Genomic DNA, 18,505 nt, shown 5'->3' on the forward strand with positions numbered 1-18,505 from the left:
CTTGAACTGGGGCGATGGCATGTTCGACGATGCTCTTCCCCCTTTCTGCAACCGGTAGTTGGGCGGGGAGCGTCTATGCGGTCGCCCTTCGTGGTGTCGCGAAAAACGGGGCATTGGGGAAGAGCGGGTACGCATGAGGGCAATCTACGCACCGTCAAAAACGGTGGCGTACGCGTACAACCCTGACGGGGGGCAGCGTGTCCAACAGGCGTGGCAGAGGTACTCGACATCACGGCGGTGGTCCCGCTCCGCGGCGCGTCCGTGGTCCCGCTCCGGAGCGCGACAGCGGCTCCGGCCCGCGGTGCTGCCGTGCGCCCGCTCCGGCGGCCCCGTACGGCCGGCGGCATGCCGGTGATCGCTCCGATGCCCGCCACCCGGCCCGCCCGCGTACAGGCCCAGCGCGAGGGCGCTGACGCGGCCATGACCGGGACCATGACTGCGGGCACCACCGTCGACCACCTCACCGAGACCTACCGCGCCCACTACCGGTCGCTGCTCGGCCTCGCCGCGCTCCTCCTCGACGACACGGCCTCCTGCGAGGACGTCGTCCAGGAGGCCTTCATCCGGGTCCACTCCGCGCGTAACCGCGTACGGGACCCGGAGAAGACGCTCGCGTATCTGCGCCAGACCGTGGTGAACCTGTCGCGTTCCGCGCTGCGCCGCCGCATCCTCGGGCTGAAGCTGCTCTCCAAGCCGATGCCCGACATGGCGAGCGCCGAGGAAGGCGCCTACGACCAGCTGGAGCGCGACGCGCTGATCAAGGCGATGCGGGGGCTGCAGCGCCGACAGCGCGAGGTGCTGGTGCTGCGGTACTTCGCCGACATGACCGAGGCGCAGGTCGCCGAGACGCTCGGCATATCGCTCGGGTCGGTGAAGGCGTACGGCTCGCGCGGCATCGCCGCTCTGCGCGTCGCCATGGAGGCGAACGCATGAACAGGCGCGGTGGCGGCAAAGGACCCGGGGGGACAGAGAGATACGGGCCGGACGGGCCGTTGGACGACGACCGGACTGGGAACGGAATTGTGAACGACGGGCCGGACAAGAAGCGGCACGGGCAGGACGGCCAGGTGGGCCCCGACGGCTCCGGCCGCCCTGAGAGCCCGAACGGGCCGGGCGGGCCGGGTGGAGCGGGAGCTTCGGACGGACTCAGCGGGCTCGCCGGACTCGGCGCAGCTGTCGGGGCGGCTGGCTCGGGCGGTTCGAGCAGTGGGCCGGGTGGCTTCGGTGGGTCTGGTGACGCCTTCGGGGACGAGCTGGCGCTGCGTCGGCTGCTCCGTGAGGCCGTGGCCGATGTGGAGCCCTCCGAGGGGGCCCTGGACCACCTGCGCAAGGCCGTCCCGGCGCGGCGTGCCCGTAAGCGGCAGGCCGTGGTCGGTATCGCCGCGGCGGTCGTGCTGATCGGCACCGCCGTCCCCGCCTTCGTCCATGTCGCCGGCTCGGACGGCATCTCCTCCGACGACCGCGCGGTCAACGCCGGCCACGGCCAGGAGGCCCAGGGTGGTACGGGCGAGGGCGAGGAGCCCGAGAAGGGCGAAGCCGGCAAGCAGCCCGGCAGGCCCATCGTCGGCCCGTCCACGTCGACGAGCGTCCCGCCCGGCGAGCAGAAGCCCGACGAGACGGTCTCCGGCATCACCGGCGGTACGGCCGACGCCAGCGTCGTCCCGTCGGACTCCGCCGCGGTGTCGACCCCGGTCTGCGCGGCGGACCAGCTCGGCGTGGTCTCCGCGCAGGCGGACAAGCCCGACGCGGAGGGCAAGGTCTACGGCATCTTCCGGATCTCCAACGTCTCCGGCACCGAGTGCGCGGTCAGCGGCGAGGGCAAGGTCAACTTCGAGGCCAAGGGCGCCGCGAACTCCGCGAAGATCAGCGTCGTGGCGCACGCGGCGGGCGACGCGGCGACCGGCCTCCCGGACCCCTCCCAGGAGGCCAGGGCACTCGTCCTCAAGCCGGACACGGCGTACGAGGTGAAGTTCGCCTGGGTCCCCACAGAGACCTGCCCGACGGTGAACCCCTCCCCGGACCCGTCGACGCCCGCCGACGCGGGCGGCACCTCCACGGGCTCGACCGGCTCCACCGGCTCGGACGCCGGCTCCACGGGTACGAACACGGCCCCGCAGCTCGGCACGGAGGACGGCACCCCGCAGGACGGCAGCGTCGCGGTCACCCACACCGCCGAACCGGGCGCCCCGTCCGCCGAGGCCACCATCCCCAACGCCTGCGCCGGCACGATCTACCGGACCGGAGTCCTGGACGCCTCGTAGCGGGTACGGACCCGGCCTGCCCGCCCCCCTGGGGCAGGATCAGGCCGGGTCGGTCAGGCCCAGTGCCTCGTCGCGGGCCGCTTCCGCCTCGCGGCGCAGGAGGCGGAACCACATGAAGAGGACGAAGCCCGCGAAGACGAACCACTCCGCCGTGTAGCCGAGGTTCTGGAAGGCCTTGATGTCGAGGCCCGTACCCGCCGCCGCCTTCGCCGGGACCGGGGTCAGCCCCTTCGGCGAGTCGGTGAGCGTGACCCAGGCGTCGTACACGTCCCCCGAAACCACGTTCACCAGCGACGCCGCGCTGATGATGCCCAGCTGGCCTTCCGGCAGGGCCCCGTCCGCATGGACGCCGGCGGTGCCCGCGCTCTCGGAGGCCTGGAGCGAGCCCACCACCGTGACCTCGCCGGCCGGCGGGGCCGGAGCCTTGGCCCCGGCCGGGAGCCAGCCCCGTACGACGGGCAGGGACTTGCCCTCGTCGGTGGTCAGCAGGGTGAGGACGTACGCGCCCTTGCGGCCGTCCAGCTGACGGTCCGGTACGAGGAACTGCGCCCCGTACCGTCCGCTCGCCGACGCGTGCCGCCCTGACGTCTCCTTGTCGACCGGCAGCAGCTCGGCCAGGGGCCTGACGGACAGCGTCCCGGGCTCGGGCCGCCGCTCGGCCTCCCGGTGGGAGTCGACCCGGTCCTCGAACTTGCCCAGCTGCCAGGTACCCATGAAGACGCACACCGGGATCGCCAGCAGGACGAAGATGTTGATCCCCCACCAGCGGGGCGTTCTCAGGAACCCGTACACCCCTCCACGGTACGGAACCCGCTCACCTCCCTTCCGCCCGGGTCCCCGCCTGACCCAGCTGCCGCAGCGCGAAGTCGAGCTCCAGCCGGACCTGCTTGATCCGTTCCTCCACCACCAGCGAGCCATGACCGGCGTCGTACCGGTACACCTCGTGCACCGCGCCCCTGGCCGCGAGCCGGTCCACGTAGTTCTCGACCTGGCGGATCGGGCACCGGGGATCGTTGACGCCCGCCGAGATGTACACCGGCGCCTTGACCGCGTCCACGTACGTCAGCGGCGAGGACGCCTCGAAACGCTCCGGCACCTCCTCCGGCGTGCCGCCCAGGAGCGTGCGGTCCATCGCCTTCAGCGCCTCCATCTCGTCGTGGTACGCCGTGACGTAGTCGGCGACCGGGACGGCCGCCAGCCCCAGCGACCAGTCGTCCGGCTGCGTGCCGAGCCCGAGGAGGGTCAGATAGCCGCCCCACGAGCCGCCGGCCAGGACCAGCCGCTCCGGGTCGGCCAGGCCAGAGGCGACCGCCCACTCCCGGACCGCCGCGATGTCCTCCAGCTCGATCAGCCCCACCCGGTGCTTGAGGGCGTCCGTCCACTCCCGGCCGTATCCGGTGGACCCCCGGTAGTTGACCCGTACGACCGCGAAGCCGTGGTCCACCCAGGCCGCCGGGCCCGCCGCGAAGGCGTCGCTGTCGTGCCAGGTCGGCCCGCCGTGGATCTCGAAGACGGTCGGGTACGGCCCGTCACCGGACGCCGGCTGCTGCACCAGCGCGTGGATACGGCCGCCCGGCCCCTCCACCCACACGTCCTGCACCGGCACCGACCCCGGAGCCGTCATCCCCGGCGCGTCGAGGACCACCCCTCCGGCCGTCGAACGCACCACCGGCGGATGCGCGGCCGACGACCAGAGGTACTCGACCGTCCCGTCCGGGCGGGCGGTGGCGTCCGTCACCGACCCGGCCGGGGTGTCCACCCGCTCGAGCGCGCGGGTGGCGATGTCGTACCGGAACATCTCGCTGCGCGCCTCGTAGCTGTGCACGATCAGCAGGCCCGTGCCGTCCGGGTACCACTCCGCGGACACGTCGCCGGGCAGCCCGAGGGCGAGATCGGTCTCCTCACCCGTGCCGACGTCCCACAGCATCGGCTCCCAGCGGCCGCGGCGCTGGTGGCCGACGAGCAGCCGGGTGTCCCCGCCGACCGGCGCGAAGCCCAGCACCGCGAGCCCCAGCTCCTCCTGGCCGCCCTTGGTGTCGTCCAGCTCGGCCACGACCGAGCTGTCCGGCCGTACCACCCGCAGCGCGGAGTGCATTGCGTCGCCGTGCTCGGTGTGCTCGACGGCGATCAGCGTCCCGTCGTGGGACAGGTCGCCGACCCCGGCGGACTCCCGGTGCCGGTAGATCTCGGCGGGCTCCTGGCCCGCCCGTGCCACATGGATCGTCGAGCCCTCCTCGTCGGTGGACCGGCCGATCACCACCGTCCCGTCCCGCCCGATCGCCAGCCCCGCCGGGTAGGCCGCCGCGAGGCCCGGCACCGCCGGCACGTCCTCCCCGCCGCCGAACGGCTGCCTCATCCAGACACCGAACTCGTCGCCGTCCGTGTCCGAGAACCACCAGATCCACTCGCCGTCGGGCGACAGCGTGCCGTCCGTCGTGCCGTTCGGCCGGTCGGTCACCTGCCGCCGGCCGCCCGTCGCCCGGTCCCAGGCGTACAGCTCGTACGTCCCGGTCGCGTTGGAGACGAACAGCGAGCGGTCCGGCGCGTCCTCCGCCCACTCGGGGAGCGAGACCCGCGGCGCCCGGAAGCGCTTCTCCCAATCCGGCATCTCGGTCACATCGGTCACATCGGCCGCCTCGGCCGGGGCGCCGGCCGTCGGGCCGGTTCGGTCGGTGACGTCAGTCATCTCGGGCTCAGTGCTCTCTGTCATGGGCCCCATGATGCTCCGCGCTTCCGACAAACCGCTCGCGTCGTCCGCAGCCTGTGGATAACCTCCCGGGCATGTACTCACCGACCCCGACCGACTGGCGCGAGGCCAACCGCGCACGCTGGGACGAACGCGTCCCCATACACGTCGCGAGCGACTTCTACGAGGTCGAGGCGTTCCGGGCCGGCAAGAACGCTCTGCGCGACTTCGAGCTCGCCGAGGTCGGCGATGTGACCGGCCGCTCGCTGCTGCACCTCCAGTGCCACATCGGTCTCGACACCCTCTCGTGGGCCCGTCGCGGGACCTCGCACGTCGTCGGCCTCGACTTCTCCGAGCCCGCCGTCGAAACCGCCCGCTCCCTCGCCGCGGAGATCGGACTCACCCCCGACCAGGCCGCGTTCGTGGCCGCGGACGTCTACGACGCCGCGCAGGCCGTGCCCGACAGCGCGTACGACATCGTCTACACCGGCTGTGGCGCGCTGAACTGGCTCCCCGACATCGAGCGCTGGGCGGAGACGTCCGCCTCCCTCGTGGCGCCCGGCGGTTTCCTCTACGTCAGCGAGTTCCACCCGCTGACCGACGCCCTCGACGACGCCGGTTCGCGGCTCACGTACGACTACTTCTCCCGCGACGCCTGGGTCGACGAGGTGCCGGGGACGTACACGGACCGCGACGCGGGCACCGTCCACAACCGCAGTGTCGAGTGGACGCACACCATCGGCGACGTCGTCTCGGCGATCGCGGCGACCGGGCTGCGGATCGAGTTCCTCCACGAGCACGACGTCACGCTCTTCGAGCGCTTCGACGGGCTGCGGCGCCACGACGACGGCTACTTCCGCTTCCCGGCCGACCGTCCGCGTATGCCGCTGATGTACTCGCTCAGGGCGTCCCGCCCCTCGGCGTAGCGCCTGTCCTCGGAGAGGGCGGGCCGCCTTCGGGCGGCGCCAGGCCGCTTCTGTACGGACTACGCCCCCTGCTCCCGCAGCCGGCGCACCACCTCCTCGGCGCCCGACGCGCGCGCGATGTCCAAGGGGGTCTTTCCGTCCCACCCCACCCACCGGGTGTCCGCGCCCCGGTCCCGTAGGTACTGCGCCGTTTCCAAGTGGCTTCCGTGGCACGCGCCCCAGAACCTCTCGGTGATCTCCTGTCGCGTCGGCGACGGCTGCTCCGCCCCGGTGACGTACGCCGTCACCCGGTCGAGGAGTCCAAGCGTCGCCGCGTCGTGGAAGTCGGCGTGCGCCCCGAGGGCGAGCAGCCGCCGGGCCGCCTCCCACTGGCCGAACCCCCGCGCGTCGGCCAGTGGCGTGCCGCCCCCGATGACCGCTCCGTCCGCCTCGATGTCCGCGCCCGCCTCGACCAGCGCGTCGAGGGCCATGAGGTCGTTGCTGCTGGCGGCCCAGTGCAGCGGCGTCTCCCGGTGGTCGCCGGTGAAGCGGGCGTCGGGGTCGGCGCCCGCGCCGACGAGTGCGGCGACCGTCGCCGCCACGTTGGGGAAGTGCCCCGGCCAGTCGGTGGCCACATGCAGCAGGCTCCGCGGACCGATCCTCGCCGCGGCCAGGCCGGGGTGCCGGTCGAGGAGGTCCCGCAGCGTCCGGGTGTCCCCGCCCCGGATCGCCTCATGGACGGCCACGGCCAACGGCTCCTGCGGGTCGAGGGTCTGCATGGTCAGCCTCCTGCGGATGCGGCGGCCGGGCGAGCCTCGGCGGCCTGGGCGGCGTCAACGACCCGCCGCGCTCGGGACGCCGGGCGGTTTTCCATCCTGCCGGACGCCACTGACAATCAGGCCGGCACGAGCACCGCACCCAGCTCCGCCATGGCGTCCAGGGGCCATCGAGGCGGCAGGCCTGCTCATGTGGAGTCCGTACGACGCCAGCCGCCGCCCGGCATCAGGACCCGGTACCGCACGTGGGTCACCCCCGCCGCCGCGACCACCCGGTCCGGCTCCAGCCGCAGGTCCGTACGGACCCCGTCGAGCAGCCGGACGCCGTCGCCGAGCACGATCGGCGCGAGATGGATCTCCAGCTCGTCGACCAGCCCGGCGTCGAGGTACTCCCGTACGGTCTCCGCGCCGCCCGAGACCTGCACGTCCTTCGCCCCCGCTGCGGCACGCGCCCGGTCGAGGGCCGCCTCGATGCCGTCGGTGACGAAGAAGAAGGTCGTCCCGCCCTGCCGGACCCACGCCTCGCGCGCGTGGTGCGTCAGGACGAAGACCGGCGCCCGGAACGGCGGCGGGTCCGGCCACCCCAGCTCACCCTCGTCGAACATGCGCCGGCCCATCACATATGCCCCCGCCCGCGCGAAGTTCTCCTCGACGATCTCCCCGGACGGGTTGCTCGCCCCGCCCCGCATGCTCTGCCGCTCCCGCCAGGCCTCGACCTCGTAGAGCCACTGGTGAATGCGTGTGCCGCCGTCGCCGAGCGGGTTGCCGGGGCGGGCGTTCGGCCCGGCCACGTACCCGTCCAGGGTCATTCCGATCGATACGAACACCTTGCCCATGGCAACGCTCCCCGCCGACGTCGTGGTCGTGGTCCTGCCCGTCGAGCCTCCGGCCGATGGGACGGCCCGGCAACTCGACGTGGACAGACACCGCCTCGGCCGCGCGTCAGCCGGTGAAGACCTCGACCAGCGACCAGATCGCCAGAGCGAGCATGCACAGACCACCGATGCGCTGAACCGTCTTCAGCGGCACCCGCTTGGCGATGAACCGCCCCGCGACCAGTGCCAGCGCCGACACGCTCATCAGGGCGGCCAGCGAACCGATCGCGGTGGACCAGGTGCCGTTGGTGGCAGCCAGATTGGCCGTGGTGATCTGCGTCAGATCGCCCCACTCGCTGATGAAGACGGCCATGAACGCGGTGGTGAAGACCGGCCAGAAGCCCGTCACCGTCTTCCCGGCCGTGTCCTCCTCCTCGCCCTCGTCACCGCTGCCCCGCAGGAGGACGAAAGCGCCGAACCCGAAGAGCGCAGCCGACACCAGCTTCACGCTCCATCCGGGCAGCAGCCCGAGCAGCCCGCCGGCGGTCACCGCGATCGCCACATGCGCCAGGAAGGCGGTGGATGTGCCGAACCATACGTACAGAGGGCGCATCCGCGTACCCATGGCCAGCGAGGCGAACATGGTCTTGTCGGGCAGCTCGGCGAGGAAGATCAGCCCGAAGGCGATGACGATCGCCAGGGGGTCGAGAGACATCCGGGAGGCTTTCTGTTCAGGGCCGGGCCCGGGGCTTCGCGCGTCGCGCGGAGGCGACAGGAGGACCACTCGGCCCGGCACGTCGAAATGCCGCCCGCCTAGGAATGACGGGCGTCTCATGCCGTAGCCGAAGGTCTCGTCCACCACCGCATCCAGTGCGGCGGCCCGGCAGCCGGGCCCCCTGAGGAGCCAGTATGTCGACCGACCGGCGATACGGGACTACTCCCCTTCGCTGCCCCCAGGGTACCCGAGGCCCACCGGAGAGGGTCTAGACCACGGATCGCTCAGGCATCGGCCGCTCCACGCCGTCCATCTCGAACACGCAGGCGGGGCGGAAAGGGGCCAGCCGTGGCTGACGGACCCGGACGTGGAACAGCCGCGGTGGATCGTCCGGCAGCTCGCCGGTCAGCACGGTCGTCCCGGCGTCATGGTGGCCCACATGACTGATCACCTTGCCGTTCACGAGCAGCTCAATCTCGCCGCTCCTGCCGGGACCGACATTGACCGTGACCGAGTGGTCGCCCTGATCCAGGTGGAAATGGCGGGTCCGTGCCATGACTCACCTCCACGCCACGGGTGGTACGTCCAGGCTACGCGGCCGACCGGAACGCGCGCCTCAGGGCAAACTCGTGCCTCGTCCGAGGCGCCGTAAGCCTTTCGTCATCACCAGAAGCATGGTGTCCCCCCACCCTGACCACGTTGAATGCGAGCCATGGACAACCGGCCAGGGAGGCAGGCAGTGACAGGGACGAAGCGGCGCGGCAGGGTCGTGACAGGGGTGCTCATCGCCGCGGTCCTGGTGGTGGGCGCTGGGCTGTACTGGTTCCAGCCGTGGAAGCTGTGGCAGGACGACACCGTGAGCGAGGCCCTCCCGGCGGTGTCCGCACCGCCGAAGGCACCCGGCCCGGCCGCCTCCACCTCCGGCACCCCGTCCTCCGGCTCACCCGCCGGTCCGGCGACGATCGTCGAGGGTGCGCTGATCAGCCATGAGCACACCACCACCGGCACGGCCAAGCTGATCCGGCTGGCCGACGGCAGCCACACCCTGCGCCTGGAGAACCTCGACACCAGCAACGGCCCCGACCTGCGCGTGTGGCTCACCGACGCCCCGGTCAAGGAAGGCACGGCCGGCTGGCGCGTCTTCGACGACGGCAAACACATCAGCCTCGGCAAGCTCAAGGGAAACAAGGGCGACCAGAACTACGCCATCCCCGCCGACGTGAAGCTCGGCGACTACAGCAGCGTCACCATCTGGTGCGACCGCTTCGACGTGTCCTTCGGCGCCGCACGCCTCGCGACCACCTGACACACCCCCGCCCAGCGTTGTCCACAGGCCGAGAGCGGCGTTGTCGGACCGGCGTGGCACTCTGATGCCGGTTCGAACAACGCATCGTGGACCGCCGTCAGTGGCCGGCTGCCAGTCCGCCGCTGAGCTTGCCGTGCAGGTGGGCACTGGGGTCGTTGAGGCCGGTGATCTCGACGGTCTTGCCGCGCTGGGCGTACTTCCTCGCGATGGCATCGAGGGCGGCGACGGATGAGGCGTCCCAGATGTGGGCGGCGGACAGGTCGATGACGACCCGGTCCGGGTCGGTGGCGTAGTTGAACTGGCCGACGAGATCGTTGGAGGAGGCGAAGAACAGCTCGCCGGTCACCCGGTAGACGACGGTGGTGTGGTCCGGGTCGGTGACGGCCGTGACCTCGGCGAGGTGGGCGACTCGCCTCGCGAAGATGACCATGGCGGTCACCGATCCGGCGACCACACCAACGGCCAAATTGTGGGTCGCGACCACGCACGCCACGGTCACCACCATGACGGTCGTCTCCCCGACCGGCATCCGCTTCAGCGTCTTCGGCGCGACCGAATGCCAGTCGAAGGTCGCGAAGCAGACCATGACCATGACGGCCACCAGGGCGGCCATCGGGATCTCGGAGACGACGGGCCCGAAGACGATGCACAGCACCATCAGGAAGACACCCGCGAGAAACGTCGAGAGCCGCGTCCGCGCCCCGGACACCTTCACGTTGATCATCGTCTGGCCGATCATCGCGCAGCCGCCCATGCCGCCGAAGAAGCCGGTGACGATGTTCGCGATGCCCTGCCCGACGGACTCGCGCGTCTTGCTGGAGGGGGTGTCGGTGATGTCGTCGACGAGCTTCGCCGTCATCAGGGACTCCATCAGTCCCACCAGGGCCATGGCGAAGGCGTACGGCGCGATGGTCGTCAGGGTGTCCAGGGTGAACGGCACGTCGGGCAGGCCGGGCACGGGCAGGGCCGACGGCACGGCCCCCTTGTCCCCGACGGTCGGCACGGCGATCCCGGCCGCGACCGTGATGGTGGTGAGGATGACGATCGACACCAGGGGCGCGGGGACCACGGTGGTGATCCTCGGGAAGAACACCATCAACGCCAGACCGGCCGTCACCAGCGGATACACGGCCCAGGGCACGTCCCGCAGCTCCGGCACCTGCGCGAGGAACACCAGGATGGCGAGCGCGTTGACGAAGCCCACCATGACCGAGCGGGGTATGAACCGCAGCAGCCGCGCCACACCGAGCCCGCCCAGCACGATCTGGAACACGCCCGCCAGGATGACCGCCGCCACCAGATAGCCGAATCCGTGCTCCCTGTTCAGCGGGGCTATGACGAGCGCCACGGCCCCGGTCGCCGCCGAGATCATCGCCGACCGCCCACCCACGATCGCGATGGTCACGGCCATCGTGAACGACGCGAACAGCCCGATCGCCGGGTCCACCCCCGCGATGATCGAGAACGAGATGGCCTCGGGTATCAGCGCCAGCGCCACCACCAGCCCGCCGAGCACCTCGGTCCGCAGCACCTTCGGCGTGAACCAGGACGGACGACGACGGGCACGCAGCCACAGCGACGACGAGAGGGCGGAGGAGGGCATGGGAGGGAGCTGACCTGTCCTGTCATGCGCGCGGAGAAGTCAACGCTCCACGCGAACTGGGCAATTGCCGAGGAAGACGATCTCTGGAAACCACTCAAGGGCCTGATCCATGTGGATCAAGCCCTTGACCTGGTCTTACGAAGTCGGGGTGGCGGGATTTGAAGCCACGACCTCTTCGTCCCGAACAGCGTAGCGTGAAGATCCGTGCCCGACGAACGCTCCTACCGACTGTCGGTGACGCCTACGTGCGGCCCGGCGCGCCTGGAGGAGCTGGTCTGCGGCGCCCGGCTCCAGAGAGATGTTCCGCGAAACGTAGGGCGAGAGCGACCACGGTGAAGGTGGGAGGTGCATAGCCACCGGTCGGGAACACCGATCCACCGGCGATGAACAGAGGTTCCACGCCGTGTACTCGGCAGTCGCTGTCGACTACTCCCTTAGTAGGGGAGTGAGCCCTGCGTGTGGTTCCCGGGTGATGAGGACCTCCGACCGCGTCCGACGACGAGGCATCGGGACGGATACGCATGTCGGTGGCCCCAGGGCGGTCAACAGATCGTGCGCTGCCTTGGCCGTGAACCACCGTCCGGCGATCGATCACCTGCCATTCCACGACGGGTTTCGGTACGCCATACCGGTCTCGCTCATTGCCCAGTGTCACACGCCTGTTTCTCTCGGGTACTTGTTCGGACACCACGACCAGCGACAGTTCTTGGTCGCCTGCCGGCACATCATGAGAAAGGGATACGGACGACCGGCCCGCTCCACGGAGAGCCGGCGCTGCGTGTGCATACCGACCGGTTCCACGAAGAGCTGGGCTCGGTCGACTTCCGCCACTCTGCATGCCTCAACGTACAAAACCAGCGCGCCGCACGCCGACGTCGCGGCACCATCAAGAGAGACGTCACCCATCGGAGACTCGTTGCAGAAACGCCGGACAGGACCTGGGGCACCGCCGACTTCATGTCAGCGCAGAAGGTCCTAGGAGCCCTGGACGCCAACGTCCGGGCGACCTCCCGCGTAGGGACCGGTCAGCAACTGCTGCTGGCGCGGCGTCCACGGGTGATCCAGCCGGGCCCAGGGCGACTTCTGCTCCCACTGAATGTGACCCGGTGCGTACTTGCACAGGACAGCTCGCCGCTCGTGCGGGGCGGTCCAGGGAAGGGACCCATGGGTGACGGCCTCGGTGAAGATCACTGCGTCGCCGGCCTTCATCGGAACATGCACCACAGGCGGTTCCTCGCCGGTGATCATGCGAATGTCCTCGGGAACCGGGAAAGAAGACTTGTGACTGCCCGGGATGACACAGAATCCGCCATCGCCGGGATTGACATCGGTGAGCGCGAACGACACCACTACCAGGCCGTTGTACATGCGGCCGTCGCGCACCAGGTAGTACTGAGAAGGGTCGAACGGAGTGCCGCCGTTGTGGAGGTGGTGTGGGCTGGTCTCACCGGCACCGGAGCGCATGAAGATGGCGTAGCTGTGGTCCAGACGCAACTGGGGGCCGAGGAGCTGTTCCAAATAGGGGAGGACGGCCGGGTGATCGATAAGGTCCCGGAACTCCTTTCCCCAGTCGGTCAGCAGGCCGTTCGAGAGGTCGACCGGTCCAGCATTCCCATCAGAATTTCCGTTCTCCAAGTCCGGGAAACCCGTGTGAACGTAGTTCACCTTGTCGAGAAGCTCGGGAACGCCAGCTGCATCGACACCCGTGTTCAGGGCTTCGAGTTCCTCCTTCCCGAGGACACCACGAAGGACTATGTATCCATTGAGGTCGAACAGATAACGTTCGGTCTCGTTCATGTCTTCTACTCCTTTGCTATGCAGGAACAGTATGGGAGCTGCTTCTCACGGAAGGGTGCAGCGTGGGCCAACTGGTCAACTGGTTCATCGGGGCGGTCTGCCTCTGCGGCACGCATTTTGCGAGCGGCCAGACGGCGCAAGCGGTCCAGCCTTGACGTGCCTTGTTCGCGCAATGGCCAGGCCATACGAGCGACTTAATGGACTCGCGGGGATCGGAGAACAGCCGGTGTCACAGTTTGCGCCACCCGGGGGGACACGACGAAGATGCGCGCTATTTAGTCCCCAGGAAAGCCGGGGAGCCTCTCCACGGCGGGTAGCTCATGGATTCGCCCTTGGCGGGTCCAGCTCTCGAAACGGCGGAGGGCACACTGTTCGCCTTCGCTCGCGGTCAGTCGACGGCCGTCAACGACCGAAAACGTGACGGGTCCCTGCGCGGCCAGCCTCCGCATGCGCCGGGAATGCCCCTGAGGATTGACACTCACAGCGGGCAGACGGATCACAGGCGCGGGCTCGCGCTCCTGGGCCCAATCGCCGGAGCGGGTGGCCAGCGCCCGTTCCCGGTGCCCCCCTGCAGCCAGCGCATTGAGCGTGACAAGGGCAACCTCACTGATGGCTTCCTCAAGTAGACATAGAAGCCGAGGGACGAGATAGGCGACGCCGACACTGTCCGACACTACGACGCCATGCTCATCGCCCAGCGCCGCTCCGGCCAATGCCCAATGCACACCGTCGTGATGAGTCACTTCGGACAGGGCTAGGGCGGCCCAGTACGAGTTGTCCCTGACGACAGCTACGGCCGGTGTGCCCAGCTCCGGCAGCAGCTCCCAGGCCGAGACGATCCATTCGGCCGTAGCGAACTCGCTCGGTGCGGCGTCCGGCTGCCATGTTCTGACGAAATCAACGGCGTTTGTGCCCCTTAGGGCCATTGCCGAAGCCATCGCGCAGATACCTCCCCCGCCAGCCAAGCGGGGCGCCGCTTGACAGGACCTTGCGCCAACTAGCCATCACAGTCAACTGAGTTCACGGACGATAGCAGACCCAAAGGCCGGTCATATCAGGGGATCGGTGGACGACCGGCGCCGCTGACGGGGGCTCAGTTGAAAGTTAGCTGGACACGGAGAGGCAGGTGATCCGAGCCGACGGACCGCTGAACGCCACCGCCAGTCACGGTGATTCCTGATGACACCAGTACCTGGTCCAGTTGAACAAGCGGCCTATGGGCGGGCCAAGTTGGCCCTCGGACTGCCCGTCGGCGCCGCGAGACAAGGGCGGCGACCGGGCCCACCATGTTGAGATCGCCCACCAACACACTCGGTCCATGGGGCAACCGCTTTACCAACGAACGGAGTTGTATGGGGCTTGCATAGAAGCGATGACTCAAGTGAGCGTGAGCGATGTGGAGTCGACCAAGCGGAGTCTTCACGATGGCGGACTGGGCGGCGCGGCGGACCGTATCGCCTGGCGCCCTACCGAGGTCGACAACCTCGGTCGACTCGATCGGAAACCTGCTGAGAAGGGCCAACCCCCAGGCGCCGACGGCCTCGTGTCTCTGTCTCACGATCCGGAACCCGTCGATGTCGGCCATGTCCGTCAGCTGGAGGTGTAGAACCTCGTATCCAAGCGCGGCGCCGACTTCCGAAGCCATGTCGGCCTCGCCAAAGGGTGACCATGCCTCTTGGAGGCAGATGATGTCGGCCTCTAGACCCCGACATGCTGCTGTGAAATCAATCACGGAGCCGTCAAGTCTACGTCCCCAGTGGGCGTTGAGACTGGCGATCGAGATGCTATGAATGTCCATATGGTCAAGATCATCCCCTCAGGAGTATGGCGGGGAAGTGTGCTTCACTGTCTACCCATCCCTATCTGATCATCCGTTGAACCGGGGGACATCGTGACAGAGACGGGCCATGGGCAACTAGGGCTGCCCGAAATAACCGACGATATGGATGTCGCTGCCGAACACCTGGCCAGACATGGCTGTGCCCGGCTTGCGGGTGTCTTGCCACCCTCCGTGGTCTCGGACTTGAGAGCGGCCGTTCACGCGGAGGCGGCGGCGGATGTGGCACGGAACCGCGACCACGTCTACTCGAGTGGTTCGAATCAGCGAGTATGGGCGCTCTTCAACCGGGGTGAGCAGTTCCTCCAGTTGGCCGAACACCCCACCGCCCTGGCCCTCATGGAGACCGTGCTGGGTCCGGAAGCACGGATGTCCAACCTGAGTGCCAACATCACTGGCCCCGGTGGCGGCGCTATGGCACGCCACTGGGATCAGGACTGGGCTGCGCGGCCATGGCCGCAGGCGTTGGCTGCGCACGTGATCTGGATGCTCGACGACTTCACGGTCGAAAATGGGGCCACGTTGGTTGCACCGGGTAGTCATCTGCTGGAAACACCGCCCCCTGAAGAGTCGTTGGTGCCTGCCACCGGACCTGCCGGCACCGCGCTTGTCATCGACGGTCGGCTATGGCACGGAACCGGAGAGAACCGGTCGGACGGAGCACTTCGCACCGGTGTGCTGGCGTACTACTGCCGTCCCTATATACGCCAACAGGAAAATTTCCAGCTGAGTATGGACCCTGCCGTGCTGGACTCGCTTTCACCGGAACGTCGGGAGCTTTTCGGCTTCGGGTTTTACGAATACCTCAATATGGTCAGTGGTCCACCGCGTCATCTCGACCGCTATTAGAGGAGCGGGAGCATGATGACGACGCCCGCAGAGTTGATGGCTGGCTGCGGCGCCGTGACAGTCATATCGCCGCACCTTGACGATGCCACCCTCTCGTGTGCGGCCCTTCTGGCGGCATGTGCGGAGTTGAACATCGACACCACGGTGGTCACTGTGTTCAACGGCTTGCCCACCTCTCCGTTGTCGAAAGCGGCCCGACGGTTGCACGCGCAGTGCGGCCTCGGTGACGACGCCATGAAGGTCCGGGAGGCCGAAGACGACAGGGCCTTGGCAGGACTGGGAGCAACACCCATCCGGCTGGGCATGCCGGAAGCGCTGTACCGCACGGACGCTCACGGCAACCATATCTACCCAGACGGTCAGGACATCTTCAGTGAGGAAAGTAATCCGGAGCCGGGGCTGACCAAGGCGGTCTCGGAAGCACTGCGAGACTTGGCCGTGGTGGCCGCGGCGGATATGGTTCTCGCTCCTCTCGGTGTTGGTGCGCACGTGGACCACTCGATTGTGGCTACGGCGGTTCGGGATCTCCAGCGGCCGGCTGGCTCCGTGCTCTGGTACGAGGAGGTGCCCTACGTCCTCTATGAGCACAATCAGGGGTGGGAATCGGTCATCGAGCCGGCTGAGGCCCGAGTCTGCCATGTCAGCGCCCAGCAATGGCAGGCAAAAATCGAGGCCATCGACTGCTACGCCTCACAGCACAGCATTCTCTGGTTTGCGCCGGAGCGCCGTGAGGAAGAGTTGACCCGGTACGCGAAGCGTCTGGGGACGGCAATAGCCGCAGAGCGGTATTGGGAAAAGCCATGACCACCACATCGGTGTTGCATTTGATTCGTCCCCAACCACCTGGAGAGGTGGGTGGAGCGGACCTGCACGTGGTGGATCTCGCGACCCAGCAGATGTCGGCCGGCCTTGATGTCACGGTGGGGCACTACGGGAACAGAGAATACGCAGCCAGGCTACGGTCGCGTGGAATCAAGGAAGTCGGCCTGGAAGCAGGAGGGTTCTTCCGATGGTGGCGGTTCATCCGCGACCACGTCGTAACCATCCGGCCCGACCTGATTCATTCCCATGGGTACGAATCCGATTACGTGGCCACCGCCCTGCTGTTCTCCCGTAGGCGGGAACGGCAGCGCCCCACCTTCGTCATCAGCAGCCACGGATTCATTCGAGTTGGCGTCCGCCTCCGTCTTATGACGCTGTTGAATGAGCGCTGCCTACCCAAAGCAGACGCGATCATCACCGCCAGTCGTCCGGAAGAAGAACGCCTGAAAGCTATTGGTCTCAGTGAGGTTACGTACGTTGCAAACGGTGTCTTTTCCGGGGACGCCGAAGAACGAAGCTACCTTACCGAGAAACTAGGCATACCCATTGAAGGTGCGCGGGTGGCTTATGTCGGCCGGCTGTCTCCGGAGAAGCGCCCAGACCTGTTCTTGGAAACTGCTGGAGCCATTGTCGCTGAGGACCCCAATGCCACGTTCCTGGTGGTCGGAAATGGCCCCCTGGCGTCTCAGATGCAGGCTTTCTCGGAAGAGAAAGGTCTTAGCGGGAGAGTGGTCTTCACCGGCCTCCGAACGGATATTCCCTCACTCATGTCCTGCGTCGACGTCTTTGTATGCTGCTCCGACACAGAGGGAACTCCACGCTCAGTGATCGAAGCCATGGCGTCTGGAATCCCGGTGGTGGCGACCAGAGTTGGAGGTCTTCCCGATCTCATCACGCACGGCGTGGAAGGTCTATTGGTCGAACGTGGGGACCGCGACGCTCTTATCGAGGCCGTTCGGCACGTCCTTCGTGATCCCAGCCTGGCTCGAAGGATGGGTTCCGCAGGGCGCCGGCGGGCCGAGCAATATTTCGGAACCATGCATATGTGGGCCGGTATCGAAGAGGTATACACGCGTGCATGTCGGGGCCGGTACAGCCCGCAGTGATCTCCACTAGTGAGGGTCCGCGCCCTTTTGGGCAGTCACGAGGATCACAAGATTCCTTGGGGGAAAGGATAGATGGTTGCTGGTCAGCGTTGGGATTTTTGCGCACAACGAGGAGCGCACGGTCGGGCGGTCCATCGAGGCCATCATGGGCCAACAGCTGGATGAGGTGAAGATATCCGAGATATTTGTCATCTCTTGCGGGAGTTCCGACCGAACGGTAGAGATCGCTCGGGGATACGCTCGCGACGACTCCCGGATCACCGTACTGGATCGCAAGAAGCGCGAGGGTAAGCTGGCGGCGATCAACGAATTCCTCTCAGTGGCCCAGGGTGAGATTCTCGTTATGGCGGGAGCCGACCTGGTGCCGGATCCACACCTCGTGGAACGCCTGGTACGCCCCATGATGAGAGACCCGAACTGCGGGATGACTGGCCCGCGAATCAAGACCTTCGGAGGGTCTGGCCTGACGGCACATTTGCACCGCTTGCTGTGGAAACTTCACCACGAGGTTGCGTCCCGGCAGGCAAAGCTCGGCGAAGTCGTCGCGGTCCGCTCGATATTCCTGTCCGCGGGGCTGCCGGCCGGTATCCACTGCGACGAGGTGGTCATGGAAGCGGAGGTGACGGGGCGCGGTGGTCGACTGGAGTACGTACCTGACGCCGAGGTGCAGAACTTTCCCCCGGACGCTGTGCGTGAACTCTACGGTCAGCGGCGCCGTATCGCGTGTCAGCATCGGGTCGCCGAACGCGTTCTCTCTTACAGACCGTCCACGTTGAAGAAACGGAACATCATACTGGCTGCGGCCCGACTGGTACGTAAGGAACCAGCATCGCTGGTTCCTCTTGTGGTTCTCTCAGGTCTGGAAGCTGTCGCTCATCTGCAAGGACGTCTCGACGACCGGCGAGGGCGAACCTACCAGGTCTGGAATCCTGTGTCGCGGGAAGTGCAGCCTGGGCCTTCTGCACACGACGTCTAATTGTTGAAAGGTCGAGGTATAGACGCTGATGGCCGGATATACACAACAGGA

At 67.8% G+C, this 18,505-nt stretch carries 19 protein-coding genes; 8 read left to right on the plus strand and 11 right to left on the minus strand.

Features of this window, described 5'->3' with window-relative positions:
• Positions 1 to 210: 210 nt before the first annotated feature.
• Positions 211 to 933 (plus strand): SigE family RNA polymerase sigma factor, encoded by a 723-nt coding sequence (locus ACZ7LT_RS16860; protein WP_471236800.1) that lies wholly within the window; start codon positions 211 to 213, stop codon positions 931 to 933.
• A 350-nt stretch (positions 934 to 1,283) separates the two neighbouring features.
• Positions 1,284 to 2,261, plus strand: a complete 978-nt coding sequence (locus tag ACZ7LT_RS16865) for a hypothetical protein (RefSeq protein WP_471236801.1) — start codon at positions 1,284 to 1,286, stop codon at positions 2,259 to 2,261.
• Positions 2,262 to 2,300: 39 nt separating this feature from the next.
• On the opposite strand, the gene ACZ7LT_RS16870 is transcribed toward ACZ7LT_RS16865, so the two are convergent.
• Both ACZ7LT_RS16870 and ACZ7LT_RS16875 read right to left on the minus strand, forming a co-directional pair.
• Entirely contained in the window at positions 2,301 to 3,053 is a 753-nt protein-coding gene (locus tag ACZ7LT_RS16870; protein ID WP_471236802.1) for an SURF1 family protein, read from the minus strand.
• A gap of 22 nt (positions 3,054 to 3,075) precedes the next feature.
• Positions 3,076 to 4,869, minus strand: coding sequence for a S9 family peptidase (locus tag ACZ7LT_RS16875; RefSeq protein ID WP_471236987.1), 1,794 nt, complete (start codon positions 4,867 to 4,869; stop codon positions 3,076 to 3,078).
• Positions 4,870 to 5,042: 173 nt separating this feature from the next.
• Between ACZ7LT_RS16875 and ACZ7LT_RS16880 the strand changes: the two genes are divergently transcribed.
• Positions 5,043 to 5,873, plus strand: a complete 831-nt coding sequence (locus ACZ7LT_RS16880) for a class I SAM-dependent methyltransferase (RefSeq protein WP_471236803.1) — start codon at positions 5,043 to 5,045, stop codon at positions 5,871 to 5,873.
• Positions 5,874 to 5,932: 59 nt separating this feature from the next.
• Here the strand turns inward: ACZ7LT_RS16880 and ACZ7LT_RS16885 are convergent, their stop codons facing one another.
• The 4 genes from ACZ7LT_RS16885 to ACZ7LT_RS16900 form a co-directional block, all read right to left on the minus strand.
• On the minus strand, positions 5,933 to 6,631 hold the full coding sequence (locus ACZ7LT_RS16885) for an ankyrin repeat domain-containing protein (protein WP_471236804.1): 699 nt from the start codon (positions 6,629 to 6,631) through the stop codon (positions 5,933 to 5,935).
• 185 nt (positions 6,632 to 6,816) lie between these two features.
• Positions 6,817 to 7,464, minus strand: coding sequence for a dihydrofolate reductase family protein (locus ACZ7LT_RS16890; RefSeq protein ID WP_471236805.1), 648 nt, complete (start codon positions 7,462 to 7,464; stop codon positions 6,817 to 6,819).
• A gap of 106 nt (positions 7,465 to 7,570) precedes the next feature.
• Complete coding sequence (locus ACZ7LT_RS16895; RefSeq protein ID WP_471236806.1) at positions 7,571 to 8,158, minus strand: TMEM165/GDT1 family protein; 588 nt, start codon at positions 8,156 to 8,158, stop codon at positions 7,571 to 7,573.
• 268 nt (positions 8,159 to 8,426) lie between these two features.
• Positions 8,427 to 8,714: a hypothetical protein gene (locus ACZ7LT_RS16900; protein ID WP_471236807.1), complete on the minus strand. Its 288-nt coding sequence runs from the start codon at positions 8,712 to 8,714 to the stop codon at positions 8,427 to 8,429.
• Between the two features lie 156 nt (positions 8,715 to 8,870).
• Here ACZ7LT_RS16900 and ACZ7LT_RS16905 point away from each other — a divergent pair, with 156 nt between their 5' ends.
• Positions 8,871 to 9,464, plus strand: a complete 594-nt coding sequence (locus tag ACZ7LT_RS16905) for a DM13 domain-containing protein (protein ID WP_471236808.1) — start codon at positions 8,871 to 8,873, stop codon at positions 9,462 to 9,464.
• A 97-nt stretch (positions 9,465 to 9,561) separates the two neighbouring features.
• Here ACZ7LT_RS16905 and ACZ7LT_RS16910 read toward each other — a convergent pair whose 3' ends face one another.
• From ACZ7LT_RS16910 to ACZ7LT_RS16930, 5 genes are all read right to left on the minus strand, one after another.
• Positions 9,562 to 11,067, minus strand: coding sequence for a SulP family inorganic anion transporter (locus ACZ7LT_RS16910; protein WP_471236809.1), 1,506 nt, complete (start codon positions 11,065 to 11,067; stop codon positions 9,562 to 9,564).
• Positions 11,068 to 11,308: 241 nt separating this feature from the next.
• Entirely contained in the window at positions 11,309 to 11,905 is a 597-nt protein-coding gene (locus ACZ7LT_RS16915) for a GMC family oxidoreductase (RefSeq protein ID WP_471236810.1), read from the minus strand.
• Between the two features lie 137 nt (positions 11,906 to 12,042).
• Entirely contained in the window at positions 12,043 to 12,864 is an 822-nt protein-coding gene (locus ACZ7LT_RS16920; RefSeq protein WP_471236811.1) for a phytanoyl-CoA dioxygenase family protein, read from the minus strand.
• Positions 12,865 to 13,139: 275 nt separating this feature from the next.
• Positions 13,140 to 13,802, minus strand: coding sequence for a GNAT family N-acetyltransferase (locus tag ACZ7LT_RS16925; protein ID WP_471236812.1), 663 nt, complete (start codon positions 13,800 to 13,802; stop codon positions 13,140 to 13,142).
• Positions 13,803 to 13,957: 155 nt separating this feature from the next.
• Positions 13,958 to 14,662, minus strand: a complete 705-nt coding sequence (locus ACZ7LT_RS16930) for an endonuclease/exonuclease/phosphatase family protein (protein WP_471236813.1) — start codon at positions 14,660 to 14,662, stop codon at positions 13,958 to 13,960.
• A gap of 93 nt (positions 14,663 to 14,755) precedes the next feature.
• Here ACZ7LT_RS16930 and ACZ7LT_RS16935 point away from each other — a divergent pair, with 93 nt between their 5' ends.
• The 4 genes from ACZ7LT_RS16935 (at position 14,756) to ACZ7LT_RS16950 (ending at position 18,454) form a co-directional block, all read left to right on the plus strand.
• Positions 14,756 to 15,550: a phytanoyl-CoA dioxygenase family protein gene (locus ACZ7LT_RS16935; RefSeq protein ID WP_471236814.1), complete on the plus strand. Its 795-nt coding sequence runs from the start codon at positions 14,756 to 14,758 to the stop codon at positions 15,548 to 15,550.
• A gap of 12 nt (positions 15,551 to 15,562) precedes the next feature.
• Entirely contained in the window at positions 15,563 to 16,354 is a 792-nt protein-coding gene (locus tag ACZ7LT_RS16940) for a PIG-L deacetylase family protein (protein ID WP_471236815.1), read from the plus strand.
• Positions 16,351 to 17,478: a glycosyltransferase family 4 protein gene (locus ACZ7LT_RS16945; protein ID WP_471236816.1), complete on the plus strand. Its 1,128-nt coding sequence runs from the start codon at positions 16,351 to 16,353 to the stop codon at positions 17,476 to 17,478. Before ACZ7LT_RS16940 ends, ACZ7LT_RS16945 begins: the two co-directional genes overlap by 4 nt.
• Positions 17,479 to 17,554: 76 nt before the next feature.
• Positions 17,555 to 18,454 (plus strand): glycosyltransferase family 2 protein, encoded by a 900-nt coding sequence (locus ACZ7LT_RS16950; RefSeq protein WP_471236817.1) that lies wholly within the window; start codon positions 17,555 to 17,557, stop codon positions 18,452 to 18,454.
• The last annotated feature ends 51 nt before the right edge of the window (positions 18,455 to 18,505 follow it).

It is taken from the genome of Streptomyces sp. NPDC039465 (genome assembly GCF_055639315.1).